The organism is Pseudomonas inefficax (assembly GCF_900277125.1).
Lineage (GTDB): Bacteria > Pseudomonadota > Gammaproteobacteria > Pseudomonadales > Pseudomonadaceae > Aquipseudomonas > Aquipseudomonas inefficax.
This window is the reverse complement of the sequence record NZ_OPYN01000063.1, coordinates 37,086-59,912: the sequence shown is the minus strand read 5'-3', so window position 1 is coordinate 59,912 and position 22,827 is coordinate 37,086. Positions and strand designations below refer to the sequence as shown.

Sequence of the window (22,827 nt, the reverse complement as noted above, 5' to 3'; positions counted from 1 at the left end):
TTGCCGGTGTTCGCGGGCACGCCCGCTCCCACAAGGGCTGCGTCACGGCAGCTTGCGATACCGTCAGTTCAACGCATCGATCAACGCCTGGTTCATCTCTGGCGTGCCGATGGTGATACGCAGGAACTGGGCAATGCGCGGCTGCTTGAAGTGGCGCACGATCACGCCCTGCTCGCGCAGGCGTGCAGCCAGCTCACCGGCATCTTTTTGCGGATGGCGGGCGAAGATGAAGTTGGCCGCCGACGGCAGCACTTCGAAGCCCTTGCCCTGCAGCTGCCCGACCAGAACCTCGCGGCTGTCGATCACCTTGCGGCAGGTTTCCTCGAAGTACTCGCGGTCCTCGAACGCCGCCGCCGCGCCGACGATCGCCGCACGGTCCAGCGGGTAGGAGTTGAAGCTGTTCTTGATCCGCTCCAGCGCCTCGATCAGGTCCGGGTGGCCCACCGCCAGGCCAACCCGCAGCCCGGCCAACGAGCGCGACTTCGACAGGGTCTGGGTGACCAACAGGTTGTCGTAGCGGTCCACCAGGCTGATCGCCGTTTCGCCACCGAAGTCGATGTAGGCTTCATCGACCACCACCACCGAATCACGGTTGGCCTGCAGCAACTGCTCCACCGCCTGCAGCGGCATCAGGCAGCCGGTCGGCGCGTTGGGATTGGGGAAGATGATGCCGGCGTTGGGCTTGTTATAGTCCTCGATGCGGATCTGGAACTGTTGGTCCAGCGCCACCTGCTCGAACGCGATACCGTACAGGCCGCAGTACACCGGGTAGAAGCTGTAGCTGATGTCCGGGAACAGCAGCGGCGCGTCGTGCTGGAACAGGCCGTGGAAGATGTGCGCCAGCACCTCGTCCGAGCCGTTGCCGACGAACACTTGTGCCGGGGTGACCCCATAGTACTCGGCCACCGCCTGCTTCAGCCGGTCACCATTCGGGTCCGGGTACAGGCGCAGGTTGTCGTTCAGCTCGCCGCGCATGGCTTCCAGCGCCTTGGGCGACGGGCCGTAGGGGTTTTCGTTGGTGTTCAGCTTGACCAGGCGCGCCAGCTTGGGTTGCTCGCCCGGCACGTAAGGCACCAGGTCCTTGACGAAGGGGCTCCAGAATCGACTCATGTTCAGTTCCCCTTCTCTTGGGTCAGGATGCGGTATTCAGCGCTGCGGGCGTGTGCGGTCAGCGACTCGCCACGGGCCAGGACCGAGGCGGTGTGGCCCAGCTCGGACGCCCCCTGCTCGGAGCAGAAAATGATCGACGAACGCTTCTGGAAGTCATACACCCCCAGTGGCGACGAGAAACGCGCGGTGCCAGAGGTCGGCAGCACGTGGTTGGGCCCTGCGCAGTAGTCGCCCAGCGCTTCGCTGGTGTGGCGGCCCATGAAGATTGCGCCAGCGTGGCGGATGTGCGGCAGCCAGGCCTGTGGCTCGGCCACCGACAGCTCCAGGTGCTCCGGGGCAATGCGGTTGGCCACTTCAATGGCCTGCTGCATGTCACGCACCTGGATCAGCGCGCCACGGCCATTGATCGACTTCTCGATGATCTCGGCACGTTCCATGGTCGGCAGCAGCTTGTCGATGCTGGCGGCAACACGGTCGAGGAAGGCGGCGTCCGGGCTGACCAGGATGGCCTGGGCATCTTCGTCGTGCTCTGCCTGGGAAAACAGGTCCATGGCGATCCAGTCCGGGTCGGTCTGGCCGTCGCACACCACGAGGATTTCCGACGGGCCGGCGATCATGTCGATACCCACCTGGCCGAACACGTGGCGCTTGGCGGTGGCGACGTAGATGTTGCCCGGGCCGACGATCTTGTCCACCTGCGGCACGCTTTCGGTACCGTAGGCCAACGCGGCGACAGCCTGGGCGCCACCGACGGTGAACACACGGTCGACACCGGCGATGCAGGCAGCCGCCAGCACCAGCTCGTTGACCTCGCCACGCGGGGTCGGCACAACCATTACCACTTCGGCCACGCCGGCAACCTTGGCCGGGATGGCGTTCATCAGCACCGACGATGGGTACGACGCCTTGCCACCCGGCACATACAGGCCGGCGCGGTCCAGCGGGGTGACCTTCTGGCCCAGCACGGTGCCGTCGGCCTCGGTGTACTGCCAGGAGTCCTGTTTCTGCCGCTCGTGGTACATGCGCACACGGTCGGCAGCCTTTTCCAGGGCTTCGCGCTGGACCGGGGTAATGCGGGTCAGAGCCAGTTCCAGGCGCTCGCGACCGAGAATCAGGTCATCGATCGATTTGGCGTCGACACCATCGAAACGCTGGGTGAACTCCACCAATGCGGCATCGCCACGCTCGCGCACGGCCTTGATGATGTCGAGCACCCGCTGGTTGACCGCGTCATCGGACACACTTTCCCAGCTCAGCAGATGATCCAGATGTCGGGCGAAATCCGGATCAGCAGCGTTGAGACGGGCAATTGCAGTGGACACGGTCATGGCGAGGGCCTCGATTAATGGCGAATGCTCAGGCGCCCTAGGCTACCAGTCCATCCGCGCGGGCACCCGAGAAAAATGGCTATGACGCGGATAGACGGGCGCGACAGCGAAGGTCGCGCACAGAAGGTAGTGAGTCAGCCGCGGTGTCGCGATTCGACCGCTCCGCGCAGCGTGTCGATCAGGCTCTGGATACGGGCGTGCTGCATTTTCATGGAGGCCTTGTTGACCACCAGGCGCGAGCTGATCGTGGCGATCAGTTCCTGGGGCTCCAGGCCGTTGGCACGCAGGGTGTTGCCGGTGTCGACAACGTCGATGATCTTGTCGGCGAGGTTGATCAGCGGTGCCAGCTCCATCGAGCCATACAGCTTGATGATGTCGACCTGGCGGCCCTGTTCGGCGTAGTAGCGCTTGGCTACGTTGACGAACTTGGTAGCCACGCGCAGACGGCCCTTGGGCTCGGGTGCGCCGACTACGCCAGCGGTCATCAGCTTGCAACGGGCAATCTGCAGGTCCAGGGGCTCGTATAAGCCCTGGCCGCCGTACTCCATCAGCACATCCTTGCCGGCCACACCCAGGTCGGCGGCACCATGCTCGACATAAGTCGGCACGTCGGTGGCACGCACGATCAGCAGGCGCACGTCGTCCTGCGTGGTGGGGATGATTAGTTTGCGGCTCTTGTCCGGGTTCTCGGTCGGCACGATACCGGCCTCGGCCAGCAACGGCAGGGTATCGTCGAGAATACGGCCTTTGGAAAGCGCGATGGTCAACATTGGAACGTCGGTCCTTAAGCGGCTACTGCCGGCCGGGCGTCGAGCCCGACCGCATTCAATTCGTTAGGTACATCCTGTGAAAGCGGGCAACCCCCTCCCCCACAGGATGCACCAGGCAGACGACTAGCCCGGTACGCGACGGATCTTCGCGCCCAGCATCTGCAGTTTTTCTTCGATGCACTCGTAACCACGGTCGATGTGGTAGATGCGATCGATCAGGGTATCGCCTTCGGCTACCAGCGCCGACAGCACCAGGCTGGCGGAAGCACGCAGGTCGGTGGCCATTACCGGGGCGCCTTTCAGCGCCTTGACGCCAGTGACGATGGCAGTGTTGCCTTCGACCTGGATCTGCGCGCCCATACGGTGCATTTCGTAGACGTGCATGAAGCGGTTTTCGAAGATTGTCTCGATCACTGCACCGGTGCCTTCGGCAATGGCGTTGAGCGAGATGAACTGCGCCTGCATGTCGGTCGGGAACGCCGGGTACGGGGCGGTACGCAGGTTGACGGCTTTCGGCCGCTTGCCGTGCATGTCCAGCTCGATCCAGTCTTCGCCGGTGTTGATGTCGGCGCCGGCTTCCTTGAGTTTTTCCAGAACGGCTTCAAGGATGGTCGGGTCGGTGTCCTTGACCTTGACGCGGCCACCGGTCACGGCAGCGGCAACCAGGTAGGTACCGGTCTCGATACGGTCCGGCATCACCCGGTAGCTGGCCGACGCCAGGCGCTCGACGCCATCGATGACGATGGTGTCGGTACCCGCACCTTGAACCTTGCCACCCATGGCGTTGATGAAGTTGGCCAGGTCGACCACTTCCGGCTCACGCGCGGCGTTCTGCAGCACGCTGCGGCCCTTGGCCAGGGCTGCGGCCATCATGATGTTCTCGGTACCGGTCACGCTGACGGTGTCGAAGAAGAAGTGCGCACCGCGCAGGCCACCCTCAGGCGCCTTGGCCTTGATGTAGCCGCCTTCGACTTCGATCTTCGCGCCCATGGCCTCGAGGCCACGGATGTGCAGGTCGACCGGGCGTGAACCAATGGCGCAACCGCCAGGCAGGGCCACTTCGGCCTCGCCGAAACGGGCGACCATCGGGCCCAGCACCAGAATCGAGGCGCGCATGGTCTTGACCAGCTCGTAAGGCGCGACCAGGGTCTTGATGGTGCGAGGATCAATCTCGACCGCCAGCTTTTCGTCGATCACCGGCTCGATGCCCATGCGGCCGAACAGCTCGATCATGGTGGTGATGTCGTGCAGGTGCGGCAGGTTGCCCACGGTGACCGGGCCGTCGGCCAGCAGGGTCGCCGCCAGAATCGGCAGGGCTGCGTTCTTCGCGCCCGAAATGCGGATCTCGCCATCAAGGCGAGCGCCGCCAGTAATAATCAGTTTGTCCATTGGAATCTCGCCGCCACGTTGGCTCAGGTGCGCTCAGCCCAGGCTGCGCTGCTGAAAAATTTCATGGTTACCGCATGGATGCTGCCATTGGCGATCCACGGATTCAGGTGAGCATAGATCGCCTGCTGGCGTTTGACCGGGCTCAGGCCAGCCAACTCGTCGCTGATCACGTTCAACTGGAAGTTGCAGCCTTCGCCTTCAACTTCGACCCGGGAACCCGGCAATTTCTCTTCAAGGAAGCTTTTAACTTCTACAGCCTGCATGCTCAACCTCAATCGGCGCCCGATGCGCACGGGTCGGCCATCATACAAAAAAGCCCCTCGCCTGCGAAGCCCAACGAGGGCTTCGCTGACCGAGGGGCCATCATCCGTGCCGGGCCATCAGGTTGCCAGCACTTCATCGAGGTCATAGACCTCGGCAATTTCCCGCATGTCGTCGGGCATGCTGCGCACCTGGCACCCCTTGCCGGCGGCCTGGGCATCGCGCATGAAGGCCAGCAGCAACGACAGGCCAACACTGGTGGAACGCTGCACTGCCGAGCAATCGAGCACCAACTGCGCCTCGCGGCAGGCCGCGATCAGCGCCTTGCCCTGCTTGCGCAGGGCCGGCCCGCTGCGGTAGTCCAGCACGCCAACCAGGCGCAGCACGCCCGGCTCGGCCATGCTTACACCGGCCTCACTCATTTGACGGTCTTCTCTGGCGAGTTGTCGGCAGCCTGCTTGGCCTTGGCCACTTCGCCGGCCCAGCCGTCGATGGTCTTGTCCAGGTCGTTGCCATTGCGCTGCATGGCGTCGGCGAACTGGTCACGGAACAGCTTGCCGATGTTGATGCCGTTGACGATCACGTTACGCACTTTCCATTCGCCACCCAGGTTTTCCAGGGTGTACTGCACCGGGTACACGGCGCCATTGTTGCCGGTGACCTTCATGCCTACGGAGGCACGCTTGCCGTCATCGGCCTTGGCCGGGTCTACGACGATACCCTGGTTGTTGTACTCCAGCAGCGCGTTACCGTAGAACTGGAACAGGCTGCGCTTGAAGTTTTCCTGGAAGCGCTGCATCTGCTCGGGCGTGGCCTTGCGCGAGTACTTGACGGTCATGATGCTTCTGGAAATACCGTCGGCATCGACCACGGGCGCGAGGATCCGGTCAAGGGTGTCGTAGAACGCTTGCGGGTTGGTCTTGTACTGCTCCTTGTTGGCCTTGAGCTCACCCAGCAGTTCGGTGGTGGTGCTCTGCACCACATCGTGCGGCGACTGCGCGGCCATTGCCATCAGGGGGAAGGCCGCCAGCAGGACCAGCAGGCCACGTCGCAGGATCGAAATCATGGAAACTCCTTAATTAGCCGGTTGCGCTTCTTTCGGTTCCTTGCCAACGGAGTTGAGCAGGAACTTGCCAATCAGATCTTCCAGCACCAGCGCCGACTGGGTGTCGTGGATGGTCCCGCCGTCCTTGAGCACCTGGTCCTCACCGCCCACGCTGATGCCGATGTACTTCTCGCCAAGCAACCCGGCAGTGAGGATCGAGGCCGTGGAGTCGGTCGGCAGGTTGTCCACCGACTTGTCCAGCTGCAACGTCACCCGACCGGTGTAGGAATCACGGTCCAGATCGATGGCGGTAACCTTGCCGATGGTCACACCGGCCATGGTCACTTTAGCTCTGACCGTCAAACCGGCGATATTGTCGAAGTAGGCATAAACTTTATAGGTATCGCTGCTCGGGCTGGCCGACAGCCCGCTGACACGCAGGGCGAGCAGCAGCAGCGCCAGGATCCCGGCCAGAAGGAACAGGCCGACACCGATTTCCAGGGTGCGGTTTTGCATCAGAAATCTCCAAACATCAAGGCGGTCAGAATAAAGTCCAGACCCAGCACTGCCAACGAGGCATAGACCACGGTCTTGGTGGTGGCACGGCTGATCCCTTCTGAGGTGGGCTCACAGTCGTACCCCTGGAATACGGCGATCCAGGTCGTGACGAAGGCAAATACCAGGCTCTTGATCAGCCCGTTGAGCACATCGTCGGTGAACGAAACACTGTTCTGCATGTTGGCCCAGAACGAGCCCTCGTAGACGCCCAGCCAGTCCACCGCCACCCACGAGCCACCCCAGATACCGACCACGCTGAAAATCAGCGCCAGCAACGGCAGCGAGATGAAACCGGCCCACAGGCGCGGCGCAACGATGTACTTGAGCGGGTCGACGCCGATCATTTCAAGGCTCGACAACTGCTCGGTGGACTTCATGTTGCCGATTTCTGCGGTCAGCGCCGAACCGGCACGGCCGGCGAACAGCAACGCCGTGACCACCGGGCCGAGCTCGCGCAGCAGGGTCAGGGCGACCATCTGCCCCACTGCCTGCTCCGAGCCGTACTTGGTCAGGATGCTGAAGCCCTGCAGCGCCAGCACCATGCCGATGAACACCCCGGACACGACGATGATCGCCAGCGACAGCACGCCCACCGAGTACAGCTGTTTGGTCAGCAGCTGGAAGCCGCCACCAATGCCGCCACGACCGATCAGCGCATGGAACAGGAACAGGCACGAGCGCCCCAGCACGGCCAGCACGTCGATGGCCGAGCGCCCCAGCAGGCGGACGCGTTCGAGTAAGGATTTTCTGCGCATCAACGCGCTCCCAGCAGGTCGGCGCGGTAGTCAGGCGCAGGGAAGTGGAAAGGCACCGGGCCGTCCGGGTCGCCCTTCATGAACTGGCGAATACGGGGGTTGTCCGAGCCCATCAGCTCGTCAGGCGTCCCCTGGCCCAGCACCTGCCCATCACCTACCACATAGATGTAGTCGGCGATGCTGGCAGTTTCCGCCAGGTCGTGGGAAACGACGATACTGGTGATACCCAAGGCGTCGTTCAGCAAGCGGATCAGACGCACCAATACACCCATGGCGATCGGGTCCTGGCCGACGAACGGCTCGTCGTACATGAGGATCTGCGGGTCCAGGGCAATCGCCCGGGCCAGCGCCACACGGCGCTTCATGCCACCGGACAGCTCGTCGGGCATCAGGTCGATGGCACCGCGCAGCCCCACGGCCTGCAGCTTCATCAGCACGATATCTCGGATCATCTCGTCCGACAGCTGGGTATGCACGCGCAGCGGGAACGCGACGTTCTCGAACACATCGAGATCGGTGAACAGCGCGCCGCTCTGGAACAGCACCCCCATTTGCTTGCGGGCGTCGAACAGGTCACTGCGCGACAACGTCGGCAGGTTCTGCCCGGCAACCCAGACCTCACCGCTGGAGGGGCGCAACTGCGCGCCCATCAGGCGGAGCAACGTGGTCTTGCCGCAACCCGATGGCCCCATGATACCGGTGACCTTGCCGCGCGGGATGCGAATGTCGACGTTGCTGAAAATGCTGCGCGAACCGCGTTTGAAGGTAACCCCCTTCAACTCGACCGCGTAGGCGCTATCCACACTCATCTAGACTCCTTGCTAGTGCAGCCTTGTCCTAATGGACGTCGGCCTTCATCTGGAAGGCACAAGCGCCCCTGGCAGGCCGAATAGCGGCGAACTATAGCACCGCTGACAGCGCCGCCCCAAGGTCGTCTGGTGACTCGTTCAGCCCTGCGACAGGCTGGCGAGACATTCACCACGGCAATCGAAAGCGTGAGGGTTTCTTTCATTGCAGCTATAATCGCCGCCTTTTCATCAGGCATTGCTTTTTCGACATGAGCCAATCCAGCGAGCTGATCCAATCCGCCCAACGCACCCTGCGCCTGGAACTCGAGGCCGTAGAGGCCCTGCTGGCGCGCATCGACGACAATTTCGTCAAGGCCTGCGAACTGATCCTGGCCAGCAAGGGCCGGGTCGTCGTGGTCGGCATGGGCAAGTCCGGGCACATCGGCAACAAGATCGCCGCCACCCTGGCCAGCACCGGCACACCGGCGTTTTTCGTGCACCCGGCCGAAGCCAGCCATGGCGACATGGGCATGATCACCCGCGATGATGTCATCCTTGCCCTGTCGAATTCCGGCAGCACTGCCGAAATCGTCACCCTGCTGCCACTGATCAAGCGCATGGGCATCAAGCTGATAAGCCTGACCGGCAACCCGGACTCGCCATTGGCCCAGGCTGCCGAGGTCAACCTCGACGCCCGCGTCGAGCAAGAAGCCTGCCCGCTTAACCTGGCCCCCACCTCCTCCACCACCGCATCGCTGGTGCTGGGCGACGCGCTGGCCATTGCCCTGCTCGAAGCCCGCGGTTTCACCGCCGAGGACTTTGCCTTCTCGCACCCGGGTGGCGCATTGGGCCGTCGCCTGCTGCTCAAGGTGGAGAACGTGATGCACGCCGGCGACGAACTGCCCCAGGTGCCCCGCGGCACCCTGCTCAAGGACGCGCTCCTTGAAATGTCCCGCAAAGGCCTGGGCATGACCGTGATCGTCGAAGCCGACGGCAAGCTGGCCGGGATCTTCACCGACGGCGACCTGCGCCGCAGCCTGGACCGCAACATCGACGTCCACACCACCCTGATCGACCAGGTCATGACCGTGCACGGCAAGACGGCCCGCGCCGAAATGCTCGCGGCCGAGGCCCTGAAGATCATGGAAGACCACAAGATCGGCGCCCTGGTGGTGGTGGACCGCGAGGACCGCCCCACCGGCGCCCTGAACATGCACGACCTGCTGCGCGCCGGCGTGATGTAAAGGAGCAATGGAATGAACCAGGACCTCATGCAACGCGGCAAGCACATCAAGCTGGCAGTGTTCGACGTGGACGGCGTGCTCACCGACGGGCGCCTGTACTTCCTCGAGGACGGCAGCGAGTTCAAGACCTTCAACACCCTCGACGGCCAAGGCATCAAGATGCTCATGGCCTCGGGCGTTACCACCGCAATCATCAGCGGGCGCAAGACCCCGGTGGTCGAGCGCCGGGCGAAGAACCTCGGCATCCCGCACCTGTACCAGGGCCGCGAAGACAAACTGGTGGTGCTCGACGGCCTGCTCGCCGAACTGGGCCTGAGCTATGCTCAAGTGGCCTACCTGGGCGACGACCTGCCCGACCTCCCGGTGATCCGCCGGGTCGCCCTGGGCATGGCGGTGGCCAACGCCGCGCCGTTCGTTCGCCAGCACGCCCATGGCGTGACCCAGGCACGTGGCGGCGAAGGCGCAGCCCGTGAATTCTGCGAACTGATCATGCACGCCCAGGGCACCCTGGACGCTGCCAACGCCAATTACCTGTAAGGCTGCCCATGTTCAGCAAGAAAGCCCGCAACATTGCGCTGCTCGCAGTGATCGCCGCGCTGCTGGTAGCGATCGGCTACTGGAATGTCAGCCCGGAAAGCTTCCTCGACAAGCCGGTGGCCCAGGTCGACGAAAGCGCCATCGACTACTATGCGGTCAACGCCCACAGCCTGCAGTTCCTGCCCGACGGCAAGCTGCAGTACGAAATGACCGCAGACAAGGTCGAGCACCTCAAGGCCAGTGAAATCACCCTGCTGACCACGCCGGACCTGCACCTGTATCGCGGCACCGAATACCCCTGGCACGTGCAGAGCACCCGCGCCGAAGTCAACCCGGACGGCAGCGAAGTCGAACTGATCGACAACGTAAGGGTCGCCCGCACCGACGAAAAGCAGCGCGAAATGATCATTACCAGCTCACGCATGACCGTGTTCCCGCAGAAGCAATATGCGCAGACCGAGCAAGCCGTTAGAATCGACGGCGCCGGTGGCACAACTACGGGCAAAGGAATGAAAGCGTATTTGAAAGAAGGCAAGATGGACTTGCTCTCTAACGTAAGAGGACAGTATGAGGCTCGTTAAAACCCTCCCCCTTCTGCTCAGCCTGAGCGCAGCACTGGGAAGCGCGAGCGCCCTCGCCCTGCCGAATGACCGTGACCAGCCTATCCGTATCCAGGCCGACAACGCCCACCTGGACGACAAGCAGGGTGTGGCCACCTACACCGGCGACGTGATCATCACCCAGGGTTCGATGATGATCAAAGGCAACACCGTGACCATCACCCGTTCCGCCTCCGGCGATATCGATGTGGTGACCTCGGTGGGCAACCTGGCCTACTTCGAGCAGCAGCAGAGCGCAGCCAAACCGGACAAGATGAAAGGCTGGGGCGTGACCATCCAGTATCAGGCGCAGAAAGACCTGGTGGTTCTCACCGACCGCGCCAAAGTCGAGAACGAAGGCAACACGACCGAAGGCGAGAAGATCGTCTACAACACCAAGACCCAGGTGGCAACCGCCGGTCGTGGTGGCAACGTGACTTCGCCGCGTCAGCGTATCGACATGGTGATCCAGCCCAAGAAGAAGGCCGAGTAAATGGCAACCCTCAAAGCCCAGCACCTGGCCAAGAGTTACAAGGGGCGGCAGGTCGTGCGTGACGTCAGCCTGTCGATCGACAGCGGCCAGATCGTCGGCCTGCTCGGTCCCAACGGCGCCGGCAAGACCACCTGCTTCTACATGATCGTCGGGCTGGTCCAGGCCGAACAGGGGCGCGTGCTGATCGACAACCTCGATGTCAGCCACCAGCCCATGCACGGTCGCGCCCGCGCCGGCATCGGCTACCTGCCGCAGGAAGCCTCGATCTTCCGCAAGCTGTCGGTGGCCGACAACATCATGGCCATCCTCGAGACCCGCAAGGACCTCGACCGCGACGGCCGGCGCAAAGAGCTGGAAAGCCTGCTGCAGGAGTTCCACATCAGCCACATTCGCGACAACCTCGGCATGAGCCTGTCCGGTGGTGAGCGCCGCCGCGTGGAAATTGCCCGCGCGCTGGCGACCGCCCCCAAGTTCATCCTGCTGGACGAACCGTTCGCCGGTGTCGACCCGATTTCGGTCGGCGACATCAAGCAGATCATCCACCACCTCAAGGCCAAGGGCATCGGCGTACTGATCACCGACCACAACGTGCGTGAGACCCTGGATATCTGCGAAACCGCCTATATCGTCAATGATGGCCGGCTGATCGCCGAAGGCGACGCCGAAACCATCCTGGCCAACGACCTGGTCAAAGAGGTTTACCTGGGCCACGAGTTCCGGCTCTGAGCCCGGCACGCGCCTGGAGTACCGGCAAATCGCCCTGCAACCCGGGTAAAGTTGTTACGGTACTCTAGGCAAACGCTACAATTTAAGGCATAAAACTTGCTTGATCCGGCGCCCCGGCGCCCTCGTGTAGTGGATGGCGCATGCGCGCCGGCGAACAAGGTATTAAGCCCCAGCCATGAAACCATCGCTCGTCCTAAAAATGGGCCAGCAACTGACGATGACCCCGCAGTTGCAACAGGCCATCCGCCTGCTCCAGCTTTCCACCCTGGACCTCCAACAGGAAATCCAGGAAGCGCTGGAGTCGAACCCGATGCTCGAACGTCAGGAAGACGGCGACGACTTCGACAACAGCGACCCGATGGCGGACAACGCCGAGAACAAGCCGGCCGCCGAAGTCCAGGACAACAGCTTCCAGGAAAGCACCACCAGTGCCGACACCCTGGAAGACGGTGAGTGGAGCGAGCGCATCCCCAACGAGCTGCCGGTCGACACCGCCTGGGAAGACATCTACCAGACCAGTGCCAGCAGCCTGCCGAGCAACGACGACGACGAGTGGGACTTCACCACCCGTACATCGGCCGGCGAAAGCCTGCAAAGCCACCTGTTGTGGCAACTCAACCTGGCCCCGATGTCCGACACCGACCGCCTGATCGCCGTCACCCTGATCGACAGCATCAACGGCCAGGGCTACCTGGAAGACACCCTCGAGGAGATCTGTGCCGGTTTCGACCCGGAGCTGGATATCGAGCTGGACGAGGTCGAAGCGGTACTGCACCGCATCCAGCAGTTCGAGCCAGCCGGCGTTGCCGCCCGCACCCTTGGCGAATGCCTGTTGCTGCAACTGCGCCAGCTGCCCGCGAGCACCCCGTGGATGGCCGAAGCCAAGCGCCTGGTCAGCGACTTCATCGACCTGCTCGGCAGCCGTGACTACAGCCAGCTGATGCGTCGCATGAAAATCAAGGAAGACGAGCTGCGCCAGGTCATCGAGCTGGTACAAAGCCTCAACCCGCGCCCCGGCTCGCAGATCGAGTCCAGCGAGCCTGAGTACGTGGTACCCGACGTCATCGTACGCAAGGACAGCGACCGCTGGCTGGTAGAGCTGAACCAGGAGGCCATCCCGCGCCTGCGCGTCAACCCGCAGTACGCCGGCTTCGTGCGCCGCGCCGACACCAGCGCCGACAACACCTTCATGCGCAACCAGTTGCAGGAAGCGCGCTGGTTCATCAAGAGCCTGCAAAGCCGCAACGAAACCCTGATGAAGGTGGCCACGCAGATCGTCGAGCACCAGCGCGGCTTCCTCGACCACGGCGACGAAGCGATGAAGCCTCTGGTGCTGCATGACATCGCCGAAGCGGTGGGCATGCACGAGTCGACCATTTCGCGGGTAACCACGCAGAAATACATGCACACGCCGCGTGGTATCTACGAACTGAAATACTTTTTCTCCAGCCACGTCAGCACCTCCGAAGGCGGAGAATGCTCGTCTACGGCGATCCGCGCGATCATCAAGAAACTGGTTGCGGCGGAAAATCAGAAAAAGCCATTGAGTGACAGCAAGATCGCTGGTTTACTGGAGGCACAAGGCATCCAGGTAGCCCGTCGCACCGTCGCCAAGTACCGCGAGTCCCTCGGCATCGCACCGTCGAGCGAGCGCAAGCGACTGATGTAGCCCCTGAGATGTGCCACAGCGTTTGTGGGGCAGGTGCAAGACCTGCCTCTTTATGCACGGGCAACAAAGGAGAAGCTGTATGCAAGTCAATATCAGTGGACAGCATGTAGAAGTCACCCAGCCACTGCGCGATTATGTGCTTGAAAAGCTCGCTCGCGTGGAAAGTCACTTCGACAAGATCACCAACGTGCAGGTCATCATGAAAGTCGAGAAGCTGCAGCAGAAGGTCGAGGCGACCTTGCAGATTCCCGGCGGCGAAGTGGTTGCCAACGCAGAACACGAAGACATGTATGCAGCGATCGACGCCTTGGCAGACAAGCTCGACCGCCAACTGAAAAAACACAAGGAAAAACAGCAAAGCCTGCTGCAAGGTGCAGCCGCTCGCTGATCCCCCTCATCCATGATCCGACTTGAAACCATCCTGACCCCCGGCCGTTCCCTCGTGAACGTGCCGGGCGGCAGCAAGAAGCGCGCCCTGGAAAAGGTCGCCACCGTCATCGCCGAACAAGTGCCCGAACTGGAGATGCAGGACGTCTTCGAAAAACTGGTCGCCCGGGAAAAACTCGGCTCGACCGGTTTCGGCAACGGCATCGCCATCCCGCACTGTCGGCTTGAAGGATGTTCCGCTCCGGTCAGCGCCCTGCTGCACCTGGAAGCGCCTATCGACTACGACGCCATCGATGGCGCGCCGGTGGACCTGCTGTTCGTCCTGCTGGTGCCAGAAGCCGCCACCGATGCCCATCTGGAACTGCTGCGCCAGATTGCCAGCATGCTCGATCGCAAGGAGGTCCGTGATCGCCTGCGTGCGGCCACCAGCAGCGAGGCCCTGTTCCAGGTTGTCCTGGACGTACAGAACGAGCACTGAACATGCGCCTGATCATCGTCAGCGGCCGGTCCGGCTCCGGCAAGAGCACCGCCCTCGATGTCCTGGAAGACAACGGTTTCTACTGCATTGACAACCTGCCCGCCGGGCTGCTGCCGCAGCTGGCGGAAAATGCGCTGATCAACACCGAATTACTGCAACCCAAGGTTGCCGTTTCGATCGACGCACGCAACCTGCCCAGCCACCTGACGCGTTTCCCCGAGTTGCTCGAAGAAGCCCGCGCCCGGCATATCCAGTGCGACGTGCTGTACCTGGATGCCGACGAAGACGTACTGCTCAAGCGCTTCTCGGAAACCCGTCGACGCCACCCGCTGACCAACGCCGACCGCTCGCTCGCGGAAGCGATTCGGGTGGAAAGTGAATTACTGGGGCCGATTGCAGACCTGGCCGACCTGAAGATCGACACCACCAGCCTGAACCTGTACCAACTGCGTGATTCGATCAAGCTGCGCCTGCTCAACCAGCCCGAGCCTGGAACGGCGTTCCTGGTCGAGTCGTTCGGTTTCAAGCGCGGAATGCCGGTCGATGCCGACCTGGTGTTCGATGTGCGCTGCCTGCCCAACCCCTACTGGAAGCCCGAACTGCGTGAGCACTCCGGCCTTGAGCAACCGGTGATCGACTACCTGGCCGCACAGGCGGATGTCGAAGAGATGTTCAACGACATTTCCAGCTACCTGCTCAAGTGGCTGCCCCGCTTCGCCGCCAGCAACCGTGCCTACGTCACCATTGCCATTGGCTGCACCGGCGGCCACCACCGCTCGGTGTACATCACCGAGCGCCTTGGCCAGTTGCTGCAGCAATCCCTGAAAAACGTCCAGGTTCGCCACCGCGACCTCTAGCCCAAGGATCCGCCCCACGATGCCCGCCCGTGAAATCACCATCATCAACAAGCTGGGTCTGCATGCCCGGGCGGCAGCCAAGTTCGTCGGCGTTGCCGGCCGCTTTCCCTGCCAGGTCAGGGTTGGGCGTGCGCCGGACAAACTGGTGGATGGCAAGAGCATCATGGCGGTGATGATGCTGGCAGCTGGCAAAGGTACCCAGGTGCACCTGTATACCGAAGGTGAGCAGGACGTTGAAGCCATGGATGCGCTGGTCGAGCTGATCAACAACTTTTTCGACGAAGGCGAATGAAATTCGCTGCCCCGCATGGTCCGTGTGGGAACAGCGTTTTTGCGCACAACGCCTGCGGGAGATTGCCCCAGTCCTTTGGGCTGCAAGCGGTACGCGTACCCTGTGGGAGCGGCTTTAGCCGCGAAGAATCCAACGCGGTGCATGGCACCGGCTGCGCCGGTGTTCGCGGCTAAAGCCGCTCCCACAGAGGCCCTGCTCATTCAATGAGTTATGTGCCGCGCCCACAGCGAAGCCGGTGAACACCCCATCATCCGGCGCAAACCGATGCACAACCCCAAGCTGGCCAGGCCAGGTCCAACCAAGCGAAGCCGCGCGCCAATAGCAACGCAGTGCCTGCCAGCAACAGCAAAGTCCCAAGCGTCAGGCGAAACAGGCGCACACGGCTGACGGACATCATCTGGGAGCGCATACCGGGGAGACTCACTTCAGGGTTTCGAGGTAGCGGCGCTCCACTTCCGCCCAGTCAATGACGTTATAGAAGGCGCCAATGTATTCCGGACGACGGTTCTGGTACTTCAGGTAGTAGGCATGCTCCCACACGTCCAGGCCGAGGATTGGCGTGTTGCCGTGCATGAGCGGGCTGTCCTGGTTGCCGCTACTTTCCACTACCAGGGTTTTCTGCGGGGTCACGCTGAGCCAGGCCCAGCCACTGCCGAAGCGGGTCAGCGCAGCCTTGGTGAAGGCCTCCTTGAAGGCAGCGAAGCCGCCCAGCTGTGCGTCGATGGCTTGCGCCAGAGCGCCCTGCGGCTCTCCCCCGCCCTGCGGCGACATCACGGTCCAGAACAGACTGTGGTTGGCGTGCCCGCCGCCATGGTTGATCACTGCACCACGCAGGTTTTCCGGCAATTGCCCGACCGTGCCGAGCAGCTTTTCCACCGGCCATTCAGCCCATTCAGTGCCTTCGATGGCGGCGTTGAGGCCATTGACGTAGGTCTGGTGGTGCTTGGTGTGGTGGATTTCCATGGTCTGCGCGTCGATGTGCGGTTCCAGCGCAGTGTAGGCGTAAGGCAGTGGAGGCAAGGTATGGGGCATATCAGTGAATTCCGTAGGCATGGGTTGGGCGATGACCAATGCGGCCATCGCTGGCGCTTGGGCCGTGACTCGGGGTCAGATACCACCGGCAGTGAGTTTTTCCGGGTCCAGCAGCGCTTCCAGCTGGTCACGCGACAGGTCGGTATGCTCCAGCGCCACGTCGATGATCGGACGGCCCTGCTTGTAGGCGGTCTTGGCGATTTCGGCGGCCTTGAGGTAACCGATGATCGGGTTGAGCGCCGTGACCAGAATCGGGTTGCGGGCCAGTGCTTCCTTGAGCTTGCTTTCGTTGACCTTGAAGCTGGCAATGGCCTTGTCGGCCAGCAGGCGGCTGACGTTGGCCATCAGTTCGATGCTCTCCAGCAGGTTGCGGGCGATCACCGGCAGCATCACGTTCAGCTCGAAGTTGCCGGATTGGCCTGCGACGGCGATGGTGGCGTCATTGCCGATCACCTGGGCGGCGACCATGGCGGTGGCCTCCGGAATCACCGGGTTGACCTTGCCTGGCATGATCGAAGAGCCCGGCTGCAGGCCTTGAAGTTCGATTTCGCCCAGCCCGGCCAGCGGGCCGGAGTTCATCCAGCGCAAGTCGTTGGCGATCTTCATCAGCGCCACGGCGGCAGTCTTGAGCTGGCCGGACAAGGCCACGGCGGTGTCCTGCGAGCCGATCAGGGCGAACAGGTTGTGCCCGGGGGTGAACTCGACCTGGGTCAGGCCGCTGAGCTGGCGGGCGAAACCGGCAGCGAACCGTGGGTGGGCGTTGATGCCGGTGCCCACGGCAGTGCCACCCTGGGCTAGTGCCTGCAGGCTCGGCAGGGTCGCTTCGATGTGTGCCTTGGCGCCACTGATCTGCGCCGCCCAGCCATCGAGCACCTGGCTCATACGCACCGGCATGGCGTCCATCAGATGGGTGCGACCGGTCTTCACATACTGATGCACCTGTGCCGATTTGGCCTCGATCACCTGTACCAGGTGCGCCAAGGCAGGCAGCAGCTGCTCGTGCAGGGCCAGGGCGGCGCTGACATGAATGGTGGTCGGGATGATGTCGTTGCTGCTCTGGCCGCAGTTGACGTGGTCGTTGGCGTTGACCGCCTCACCCAGCACGCGGCTGGCCAGCGTGGCGATCACCTCGTTGGCGTTCATGTTCGAGCTGGTACCGGAGCCGGTCTGGAACACATCCACCGGGAAATGCTGGATGAAGTCACCCGCCAGCAGTTGCTCGACTGAGGTTACGATGGCCTGGCCTTGCGCGCTCGACAGTTGCTCCAGTTCGACGTTGGCCTTGGCTGCTGCGGCCTTGGCCAGCAGCAGTGCGCGAATGAACTGGGCCGGCATGCGCTGGCCGCTGATCGGGAAGTTGTCGACCGCGCGCTGGGTCTGGGCACCGTACAGGGCCTGGGCCGGCACCTGCAGTTCGCCCATGCTGTCACGCTCGATACGGGTATTACTCATCATCAAATCCTTGCATCAGTTCATCGGGAGAAATCGACGGTAGCAGGCGGCAATTGGCCAACTGCAGGGCATAGGGCTGCCAACGCTGGTTTTGCGCATCGCGGTCGAGGTTGCGCAGGTCCAGCAGTGGGCGCCAGGCCTGGTCCAGGCACAAGCAGCGCCAATGCCAAGGCAGCATGCGGTCGCAGGCGGTATCCAGCAGCAGGCGGAAGGAGGTCAGCGCCACCGTCCACGGCGAGGTCTCGGTGCAGCACACCAGATAGCGGCCTTCAGCCAGGTAATGCTCGATCAGGCGCGGCTCGTCGGGCTCGAGCGCACAGCGGATGCGTCGGCTGAGCCAGCGCCAGTTTTCCAGGTAGGGCAGTTCGCGGAGGACGGGTTTCATGAACATCATCGCCGGGTTGCTGGATAATGATATTCATTATTAAGTGATAAACAGAATCACTTCAAGAGGGAGGTGATGAAACAAAAAACCCGGCGTGGGGCCGGGTCTCTTCTGTTGCATTGAGAAATCTCTACTGCCTGCACCGGCCTCTTCGCGGGTAAACCCGCTCCCACAGGGACCGCGTCGTACTTGAAGACTGCGCAATACTTGTGGGAGCGGGTTTACCCGCGAAGAGGCCGGTACAGGCTAAAGATCAGCTACCAGCAACGGTCATCCGCTCAATCAGCACCGAACCGGTGTGAATGTTGCTGCGCGTCTCCAGATCGCTGCCAATCGCGACAATCTGCTGGAACATGTCTTTCATATTCCCGGCAATGGTCACTTCCTGCACCGCGTGCTGGATCTCGCCATTCTCGATCCAGAACCCTGCCGCGCCACGGGAATAATCCCCCGTCACCATGTTCAGGCCATGCCCCATCAACTCGGTTACCAGCAGCCCGCGCCCCATGCGCCGGATCAGCGCCGCCTGATCCTCGACCCCATGGCTGACGAACAGGTTGTGCACGCCACCGGCGTTGGCGGTGCTTGGCAAACCCAGCTTGCGCCCGGAATAGGTACCCAACAGGTACGACACCAGCTCGCCCTTGTCGACGAACGGCTTGGCATAGGTAGCCAGGCCGTCGCCGTCGAATGCTGCACTGCCCAGTGCCCGCGGAATATGCGGGCGCTCGTCGAGGGTCAGCCAGGCAGGGAACAGCCGCTGGCCAATGGTCCCCTCCAGGAACGAGGATTTGCGGTACAGGTTGCCGCCGGAGATGGCCGACAGGAAGCTGCCGAACAGGCCACCGGCCAGCTCGGCCGAGAACAACACTGGCACCTCGCACGTCGGCACCGGTCGCGCCCCCAGGCGGCTGGCGGCACGCTGTGCAGCGCGCACGCCGATGCTACGCGGGTCTGCCAGCAGGTTGCCCTGGCGGTTAACGTCGTACCAGTAGTCACGCTGCATCTGCCCGTCGCCTTCGGCGATCATCACGCAGCTCAGGCTGTGCCGGGTCGAGGCGTAGCCACCGATGAAACCATGGCTGTTGCCATACACGCGGCAGCCCTGGTGGGTATTGAGGGTGGTGCCATCGGCGTTGAGGATGCGCGGGTCAGCGTCGAACGCCGCCGCCTCGCAGGCCAGGGCCATCTCGATGGCCTGCTCCGGTTCAAGGTCCCAGTCGTGATACAGGTCCAGGTCCGGGATCTCGCGGGCCATCAGCGCCGCGTCGGCCAGGCCGGAACATTCATCCTCTGAGGTATGTTTGGCAATCGCCAGGGCAGCGGCGACGGTTTCGCGGATCGCGTCCGGGCCACTGGCCGAGGTGCTGGCCGAGCCTTTGCGCTGGCCCACGTAGAGGGTGATGCCAAAGCCCTGATCGCGGTTGAACTCGACCGTTTCGACCTCACGCTGGCGTACCGTGGTGGACAGGCCCTGCTCCAGCGACACCGCCACTTCGCAGGCACTGGCCCCCTGGCGGCGCGCCTCGGCGATGATCGCCTCTACCTGCTCCTGCAATGCTGGCAGGTCTTTCGGACCTACGCTCTGGACTGCACTCATGGTTCTCTCCACTCAAATTCTGCGTTCGGCTTGGGGTCATTCTACGACCGGGCCGGACAAGCGGCCCCCGACTGGTTATCATGGCGGCGATTTCTAGCGGACTTCCACCATGGTTGATTCAAACGACGACGCCTTCGACGGCGAAAAAAGCAAAACCCAGATCAAGCGCGAGCTGCATGCGCTGGTCGAACTCGGCGAGCGCCTTACCACGCTCAAGGCCGATACCCTGGCCCGCCTGCCGTTGACCGACGAGCTGCGCAAGGCCCTGGCCGAAGCCAGCAAGCACACCGCTCACGGTGCCCGCAAACGCCACATGTCGTTTGTCGGCAAGCTGATGCGCGTACAGGACCTGGATGCCATCCAAGCCCTGCTCGAACAGATGGACAGCTCGACCCGCCAGTACAACGAGCGCTTCCACAGCCTGGAGCGCTGGCGCGACCGGCTGATCGACGGTAACGACGAAGACCTCGAGCGCTTCGTCAATGAGTACCCCGACACCGATCGCCAGCAGCTGCGCTCGCTGGTACGCCATGCCCAGCACGAGAAGGCGCGGAACAAGCCGCCTGCCGCCGCGCGCAAGGTGTTCAAGTACATCCGCGACCTGGACGAGCTGCAGCGCGGTTTGCGCTGATCACCCTGGGGCCGCTTTGCGGCCCAATCGCAACACAAGGCCGCTCCCACAGTAGGTGCGCAGCCATTTCTGCATGGCACAATCCCTGTGGGAGCGGCCTTGCGTCGCGAAAGGACCGCAAAGCGGTCCCAGATGGCCATCACGCCCCTGTACCGCCCACGGTAATCGCATCCAGCTTCAAGGTCGGCTGGCCGACCCCCACCGGCACCGATTGCCCGTCCTTGCCGCAAGTCCCTACCCCGCTGTCCAGCGCCAGGTCGTTACCGACCATCGACACCCGGCTCATCGCCTCCGGGCCATTGCCGATCAGGGTCGCCCCCTTCACCGGCGCGGTAATCTTGCCGTCTTCGATCAGGTAGGCCTCACTGGTCGAGAACACGAACTTGCCGCTGGTGATGTCCACCTGGCCACCGCCGAGGTTGGCGCAATAGATGCCCTTCTTCACCGAAGCGATGATTTCCTGCGGGTCGCTTTCGCCCGCACGCATGTAGGTGTTGGTCATGCGGGGCATCGGCAGGTGCGCGTAGGATTCGCGCCGGCCATTGCCGGTCACCGCCATGCCCATCAGGCGCGCGTTCAGCTTGTCCTGCATGTAGCCCTTGAGCACTCCGTTCTCGATCAGCGTGGTGCACTCGGTCGGGGTGCCTTCGTCATCCACGCTCAGCGAGCCTCGGCGGCCTTCGAGGGTGCCGTCGTCAACGATGGTGCACAGGCTCGACGCCACTTTCTCGCCAATGCGGCCGCTGAACGCCGAACTGCCCTTGCGGTTGAAGTCACCTTCCAGGCCATGGCCGACAGCCTCGTGCAGCAGCACGCCCGACCAGCCCGAACCCAACACCACAGGCAGGGTACCAGCCGGAGCCGGGATCGCCTCCAGGTTCACCAGGGCCTGGCGCAGCGCTTCGCGGGCATAGCCCATGACCCGCTCTTCGGTGAAGAAGCGGTAGTCGGTACGCCCGCCACCGCCCTGCCCGCCACGCTCGCGACGGCCATTCTGCTCGACGATGACGCTGACGTTGAAGCGCACCAGCGGGCGCACGTCGGCGGCCAGGCTGCCATCGGCCGCAGCGATCAGGATGCGCTCCCAGACCCCGGCCATGCTCACACTGACCTGCTGGATACGCGGGTCCAGGGCGCGGGTGGCGGCGTCGACACGCTTGAGCAGCTCGACCTTCTCGGCACGGCTGAGCACATCCAGCGGGTTGTCCGCCGGATAAAGGGCGGTCACATCCTGGCTGCGGAAGGCCTGCACCTTGCCGTTCTGGCCGGCACGCGAGATCGAACGGGCGGCACGGGCGGCCGAGGTCAGCGCTTCGAGGTTGATCGCGTTGCTGTAGGCAAAGCCGGTCTTTTCCCCGGATTGGGCACGCACGCCCACGCCTTGGTCGAGGTTGAAACTGCCCTCTTTGACGATGCCGTCTTCCAGCGCCCAGGTTTCCGAGATCTGGCCCTGGAAATACAGGTCGGCGGCGTCGATGCCGGGGCCGGCCAACTCACCCAGCACGCTCTGCAGGCTGTCCAGGGTCAAGCCGCCTGGGGCCAGGAGCTGCTCGCTGACGGTGGATAACATCTGGCTCATAGTCACTCCGAGGTGTGCGCAGGCCGCAACGCGCCCTGCGAGAAAAAGCGCCGGTGCGAAACCACCGGCATGCGCGCCCGGATGGACGCTTGTTCGTCAATGTCGCGCTCGGCGAGCAGTACCGCTTCACCTTGCGCCTGTTCCGCGACGATGCGCCCCCAGGGGTCGACGATCGCCGCATGGCCATGGGTTTCCCGTGGCCCCGGGTGAGTCCCGCCTTGCGCCGCAGCCAGCAGGTAGCACTGGGTCTCGATGGCCCGGGCGCGTACCAGCACTTCCCAGTGCGCCGCGCCCGTTACCGCAGTGAAGGCGGCCGGTGCTGTAATCAGTTCCGCGCCGGCGGCACGCAGTGCGCTGTACAGCTCGGGGAAGCGCAGGTCGTAGCACACGCTCAGCCCCAGCCGCCCCACCGGCGTATCAGCCACTACCACCTGGGCGCCATGTGCGTAGTCGTCGGACTCGCGGTAGCGGCCACGGTTGTCGGCAACGTCCACATCGAACAGGTGCAGCTTGTCATAGCGTGCCGCCACCTCACCGTGTTCGTCGATCAACAGCGAGCAGGCATGGGCCTTGGCTTCAGGTTGGCCGACCGGTGGCAATGGCAAGGTACCGGCGACAATCCATAACTTGAGGTCGCGGGCGGTGCGTTTCAACCATGGCAGGATCGGCCCTTCGCCCAACGCTTCGGCGCGGCCGATGGCAGCGGCGTCCTTGCGGCCCATGGCGGCGAAGTTTTCCGGCAGCACGGCCAGCCGTGCACCGCCAAGGGCGGCCTGCTCCAGCAGGGCACCGGCACGCTGCAGGTTGGCCAGCACATCGTCCTGGCTGACCATCTGGATTACAGCTGCCTTCATGGGCACTC

The 22,827-nt window shown here is 63.2% G+C and carries 27 protein-coding genes; 11 read left to right on the top strand and 16 right to left on the bottom strand.

Translation table 11 applies throughout. The features are described 5' to 3' along the window. Window positions 1-63: 63 nt before the first annotated feature. From hisC to JV551A3_RS06660, 10 genes are all read right to left on the bottom strand, one after another. Window positions 64-1,110, bottom strand: a complete 1,047-nt coding sequence (gene hisC / locus JV551A3_RS06705; protein ID WP_133970393.1) for a histidinol-phosphate transaminase — start codon at window positions 1,108-1,110, stop codon at window positions 64-66. 2 nt (window positions 1,111-1,112) lie between these two features. Continuing rightward, window positions 1,113-2,438, bottom strand: a complete 1,326-nt coding sequence (hisD, locus tag JV551A3_RS06700; protein ID WP_133970394.1) for a histidinol dehydrogenase — start codon at window positions 2,436-2,438, stop codon at window positions 1,113-1,115. 134 nt (window positions 2,439-2,572) lie between these two features. Continuing rightward, entirely contained in the window at window positions 2,573-3,208 is a 636-nt protein-coding gene (gene hisG / locus JV551A3_RS06695; RefSeq protein WP_003257924.1) for an ATP phosphoribosyltransferase, read from the bottom strand. Window positions 3,209-3,331: 123 nt separating this feature from the next. Then, window positions 3,332-4,597, bottom strand: coding sequence for a UDP-N-acetylglucosamine 1-carboxyvinyltransferase (gene murA / locus JV551A3_RS06690; protein WP_133970395.1), 1,266 nt, complete (start codon window positions 4,595-4,597; stop codon window positions 3,332-3,334). A gap of 23 nt (window positions 4,598-4,620) precedes the next feature. Continuing rightward, window positions 4,621-4,860: a BolA family protein gene (locus JV551A3_RS06685; RefSeq protein WP_003255121.1), complete on the bottom strand. Its 240-nt coding sequence runs from the start codon at window positions 4,858-4,860 to the stop codon at window positions 4,621-4,623. Between the two features lie 117 nt (window positions 4,861-4,977). Further along, complete coding sequence (locus JV551A3_RS06680) at window positions 4,978-5,280, bottom strand: STAS domain-containing protein (RefSeq protein WP_133970396.1); 303 nt, start codon at window positions 5,278-5,280, stop codon at window positions 4,978-4,980. Beyond that, window positions 5,277-5,924 (bottom strand): MlaC/ttg2D family ABC transporter substrate-binding protein, encoded by a 648-nt coding sequence (locus JV551A3_RS06675; protein ID WP_133970397.1) that lies wholly within the window; start codon window positions 5,922-5,924, stop codon window positions 5,277-5,279. Before JV551A3_RS06675 ends, JV551A3_RS06680 begins: the two co-directional genes overlap by 4 nt. Window positions 5,925-5,933: 9 nt before the next feature. After that, on the bottom strand, window positions 5,934-6,419 hold the full coding sequence (gene mlaD, locus JV551A3_RS06670; protein ID WP_003257921.1) for an outer membrane lipid asymmetry maintenance protein MlaD: 486 nt from the start codon (window positions 6,417-6,419) through the stop codon (window positions 5,934-5,936). Continuing rightward, entirely contained in the window at window positions 6,419-7,216 is a 798-nt protein-coding gene (mlaE, locus tag JV551A3_RS06665; protein ID WP_013971083.1) for a lipid asymmetry maintenance ABC transporter permease subunit MlaE, read from the bottom strand. The genes mlaD and mlaE overlap by 1 nt, the downstream gene beginning before the upstream one ends. After that, the gene (locus tag JV551A3_RS06660) at window positions 7,216-8,025 is read right to left on the bottom strand and encodes an ATP-binding cassette domain-containing protein (protein ID WP_012270662.1); all 810 of its coding nucleotides are present in this window, start codon (window positions 8,023-8,025) and stop codon (window positions 7,216-7,218) included. The genes mlaE and JV551A3_RS06660 overlap by 1 nt, the downstream gene beginning before the upstream one ends. Before the next feature lie 248 nt (window positions 8,026-8,273). Between JV551A3_RS06660 and JV551A3_RS06655 the strand changes: the two genes are divergently transcribed. The 10 genes from JV551A3_RS06655 (at window position 8,274) to JV551A3_RS06610 (ending at window position 15,286) form a co-directional block, all read left to right on the top strand. After that, window positions 8,274-9,248, top strand: coding sequence for a KpsF/GutQ family sugar-phosphate isomerase (locus JV551A3_RS06655; RefSeq protein ID WP_133970398.1), 975 nt, complete (start codon window positions 8,274-8,276; stop codon window positions 9,246-9,248). 12 nt (window positions 9,249-9,260) lie between these two features. Continuing rightward, a complete protein-coding gene (locus JV551A3_RS06650; protein ID WP_112250784.1) occupies window positions 9,261-9,785 on the top strand; it encodes a KdsC family phosphatase in 525 nt (174 codons plus the stop codon). A gap of 8 nt (window positions 9,786-9,793) precedes the next feature. Further along, the gene (gene lptC, locus JV551A3_RS06645) at window positions 9,794-10,366 is read left to right on the top strand and encodes an LPS export ABC transporter periplasmic protein LptC (protein ID WP_046615766.1); all 573 of its coding nucleotides are present in this window, start codon (window positions 9,794-9,796) and stop codon (window positions 10,364-10,366) included. Beyond that, window positions 10,353-10,877 carry a lipopolysaccharide transport periplasmic protein LptA gene (gene lptA / locus JV551A3_RS06640; protein ID WP_112250782.1) on the top strand — a complete coding sequence of 175 codons (525 nt, stop codon included), beginning with the start codon at window positions 10,353-10,355 and terminating at the stop codon, window positions 10,875-10,877. Before lptC ends, lptA begins: the two co-directional genes overlap by 14 nt. Beyond that, window positions 10,878-11,603, top strand: a complete 726-nt coding sequence (gene lptB / locus JV551A3_RS06635) for an LPS export ABC transporter ATP-binding protein (protein WP_003255132.1) — start codon at window positions 10,878-10,880, stop codon at window positions 11,601-11,603. It begins immediately after the preceding gene. A 175-nt stretch (window positions 11,604-11,778) separates the two neighbouring features. Then, window positions 11,779-13,272: an RNA polymerase factor sigma-54 gene (locus tag JV551A3_RS06630; protein ID WP_112250780.1), complete on the top strand. Its 1,494-nt coding sequence runs from the start codon at window positions 11,779-11,781 to the stop codon at window positions 13,270-13,272. Between the two features lie 79 nt (window positions 13,273-13,351). Beyond that, window positions 13,352-13,660 carry a ribosome hibernation-promoting factor, HPF/YfiA family gene (gene hpf, locus JV551A3_RS06625; RefSeq protein WP_003255135.1) on the top strand — a complete coding sequence of 103 codons (309 nt, stop codon included), beginning with the start codon at window positions 13,352-13,354 and terminating at the stop codon, window positions 13,658-13,660. A gap of 12 nt (window positions 13,661-13,672) precedes the next feature. Further along, window positions 13,673-14,137: a PTS IIA-like nitrogen regulatory protein PtsN gene (gene ptsN, locus JV551A3_RS06620; protein WP_015269060.1), complete on the top strand. Its 465-nt coding sequence runs from the start codon at window positions 13,673-13,675 to the stop codon at window positions 14,135-14,137. A gap of 2 nt (window positions 14,138-14,139) precedes the next feature. Then, window positions 14,140-14,994, top strand: a complete 855-nt coding sequence (rapZ, locus tag JV551A3_RS06615; RefSeq protein WP_112250778.1) for an RNase adapter RapZ — start codon at window positions 14,140-14,142, stop codon at window positions 14,992-14,994. 19 nt (window positions 14,995-15,013) lie between these two features. Then, a complete protein-coding gene (locus tag JV551A3_RS06610) occupies window positions 15,014-15,286 on the top strand; it encodes an HPr family phosphocarrier protein (RefSeq protein ID WP_112250776.1) in 273 nt (90 codons plus the stop codon). Window positions 15,287-15,706: 420 nt separating this feature from the next. Here the strand turns inward: JV551A3_RS06610 and JV551A3_RS06605 are convergent, their stop codons facing one another. The 4 genes from JV551A3_RS06605 to pmbA form a co-directional block, all read right to left on the bottom strand. After that, window positions 15,707-16,318, bottom strand: coding sequence for a superoxide dismutase (locus JV551A3_RS06605; RefSeq protein WP_133970399.1), 612 nt, complete (start codon window positions 16,316-16,318; stop codon window positions 15,707-15,709). Between the two features lie 75 nt (window positions 16,319-16,393). Beyond that, on the bottom strand, window positions 16,394-17,770 hold the full coding sequence (locus tag JV551A3_RS06600; protein ID WP_133970400.1) for a class II fumarate hydratase: 1,377 nt from the start codon (window positions 17,768-17,770) through the stop codon (window positions 16,394-16,396). After that, window positions 17,763-18,164 carry a FagA protein gene (locus JV551A3_RS06595; RefSeq protein ID WP_133970401.1) on the bottom strand — a complete coding sequence of 134 codons (402 nt, stop codon included), beginning with the start codon at window positions 18,162-18,164 and terminating at the stop codon, window positions 17,763-17,765. Before JV551A3_RS06595 ends, JV551A3_RS06600 begins: the two co-directional genes overlap by 8 nt. Before the next feature lie 244 nt (window positions 18,165-18,408). After that, window positions 18,409-19,755 carry a metalloprotease PmbA gene (gene pmbA, locus JV551A3_RS06590; protein WP_133970402.1) on the bottom strand — a complete coding sequence of 449 codons (1,347 nt, stop codon included), beginning with the start codon at window positions 19,753-19,755 and terminating at the stop codon, window positions 18,409-18,411. A 109-nt stretch (window positions 19,756-19,864) separates the two neighbouring features. On the opposite strand from pmbA, the gene yjgA reads away from it, so the two are divergent. Beyond that, window positions 19,865-20,386, top strand: coding sequence for a ribosome biogenesis factor YjgA (gene yjgA / locus JV551A3_RS06585; protein ID WP_085623972.1), 522 nt, complete (start codon window positions 19,865-19,867; stop codon window positions 20,384-20,386). Between the two features lie 139 nt (window positions 20,387-20,525). On the opposite strand, the gene tldD is transcribed toward yjgA, so the two are convergent. Then, a complete protein-coding gene (gene tldD, locus JV551A3_RS06580) occupies window positions 20,526-21,965 on the bottom strand; it encodes a metalloprotease TldD (RefSeq protein ID WP_024086333.1) in 1,440 nt (479 codons plus the stop codon). Window positions 21,966-21,967: 2 nt separating this feature from the next. Continuing rightward, complete coding sequence (locus tag JV551A3_RS06575) at window positions 21,968-22,819, bottom strand: carbon-nitrogen hydrolase family protein (RefSeq protein WP_112250768.1); 852 nt, start codon at window positions 22,817-22,819, stop codon at window positions 21,968-21,970. Window positions 22,820-22,827 lie beyond the last annotated feature (8 nt).

Bases quoted from the DNA above. Each gene is read 5' to 3' on its own strand.
- JV551A3_RS06605 (WP_133970399.1), bottom strand. From the start codon at position 16,318: ATGCCCCATACCTTGCCTCCACTGCCTTACGCCTACACTGCGCTGGAA.
- mlaD (WP_003257921.1), bottom strand. From the start codon at position 6,419: ATGCAAAACCGCACCCTGGAAATCGGTGTCGGCCTGTTCCTTCTGGCC.
- lptA (WP_112250782.1), top strand. From the start codon at position 10,353: ATGAGGCTCGTTAAAACCCTCCCCCTTCTGCTCAGCCTGAGCGCAGCA.
- JV551A3_RS06650 (WP_112250784.1), top strand. From the start codon at position 9,261: ATGAACCAGGACCTCATGCAACGCGGCAAGCACATCAAGCTGGCAGTG.
- JV551A3_RS06685 (WP_003255121.1), bottom strand. From the start codon at position 4,860: ATGCAGGCTGTAGAAGTTAAAAGCTTCCTTGAAGAGAAATTGCCGGGT.
- lptC (WP_046615766.1), top strand. From the start codon at position 9,794: ATGTTCAGCAAGAAAGCCCGCAACATTGCGCTGCTCGCAGTGATCGCC.
- JV551A3_RS06660 (WP_012270662.1), bottom strand. From the start codon at position 8,025: ATGAGTGTGGATAGCGCCTACGCGGTCGAGTTGAAGGGGGTTACCTTC.
- ptsN (WP_015269060.1), top strand. From the start codon at position 13,673: ATGATCCGACTTGAAACCATCCTGACCCCCGGCCGTTCCCTCGTGAAC.
- murA (WP_133970395.1), bottom strand. From the start codon at position 4,597: ATGGACAAACTGATTATTACTGGCGGCGCTCGCCTTGATGGCGAGATC.
- JV551A3_RS06630 (WP_112250780.1), top strand. From the start codon at position 11,779: ATGAAACCATCGCTCGTCCTAAAAATGGGCCAGCAACTGACGATGACC.
- yjgA (WP_085623972.1), top strand. From the start codon at position 19,865: ATGGTTGATTCAAACGACGACGCCTTCGACGGCGAAAAAAGCAAAACC.
- pmbA (WP_133970402.1), bottom strand. From the start codon at position 19,755: ATGAGTGCAGTCCAGAGCGTAGGTCCGAAAGACCTGCCAGCATTGCAG.
- JV551A3_RS06595 (WP_133970401.1), bottom strand. From the start codon at position 18,164: ATGATGTTCATGAAACCCGTCCTCCGCGAACTGCCCTACCTGGAAAAC.
- hisD (WP_133970394.1), bottom strand. From the start codon at position 2,438: ATGACCGTGTCCACTGCAATTGCCCGTCTCAACGCTGCTGATCCGGAT.
- JV551A3_RS06675 (WP_133970397.1), bottom strand. From the start codon at position 5,924: ATGATTTCGATCCTGCGACGTGGCCTGCTGGTCCTGCTGGCGGCCTTC.
- mlaE (WP_013971083.1), bottom strand. From the start codon at position 7,216: ATGCGCAGAAAATCCTTACTCGAACGCGTCCGCCTGCTGGGGCGCTCG.
- hisG (WP_003257924.1), bottom strand. From the start codon at position 3,208: ATGTTGACCATCGCGCTTTCCAAAGGCCGTATTCTCGACGATACCCTG.
- rapZ (WP_112250778.1), top strand. From the start codon at position 14,140: ATGCGCCTGATCATCGTCAGCGGCCGGTCCGGCTCCGGCAAGAGCACC.
- JV551A3_RS06610 (WP_112250776.1), top strand. From the start codon at position 15,014: ATGCCCGCCCGTGAAATCACCATCATCAACAAGCTGGGTCTGCATGCC.
- tldD (WP_024086333.1), bottom strand. From the start codon at position 21,965: ATGAGCCAGATGTTATCCACCGTCAGCGAGCAGCTCCTGGCCCCAGGC.
- JV551A3_RS06680 (WP_133970396.1), bottom strand. From the start codon at position 5,280: ATGAGTGAGGCCGGTGTAAGCATGGCCGAGCCGGGCGTGCTGCGCCTG.
- hpf (WP_003255135.1), top strand. From the start codon at position 13,352: ATGCAAGTCAATATCAGTGGACAGCATGTAGAAGTCACCCAGCCACTG.
- JV551A3_RS06600 (WP_133970400.1), bottom strand. From the start codon at position 17,770: ATGAGTAATACCCGTATCGAGCGTGACAGCATGGGCGAACTGCAGGTG.
- lptB (WP_003255132.1), top strand. From the start codon at position 10,878: ATGGCAACCCTCAAAGCCCAGCACCTGGCCAAGAGTTACAAGGGGCGG.
- JV551A3_RS06575 (WP_112250768.1), bottom strand. From the start codon at position 22,819: ATGAAGGCAGCTGTAATCCAGATGGTCAGCCAGGACGATGTGCTGGCC.
- JV551A3_RS06655 (WP_133970398.1), top strand. From the start codon at position 8,274: ATGAGCCAATCCAGCGAGCTGATCCAATCCGCCCAACGCACCCTGCGC.
- hisC (WP_133970393.1), bottom strand. From the start codon at position 1,110: ATGAGTCGATTCTGGAGCCCCTTCGTCAAGGACCTGGTGCCTTACGTG.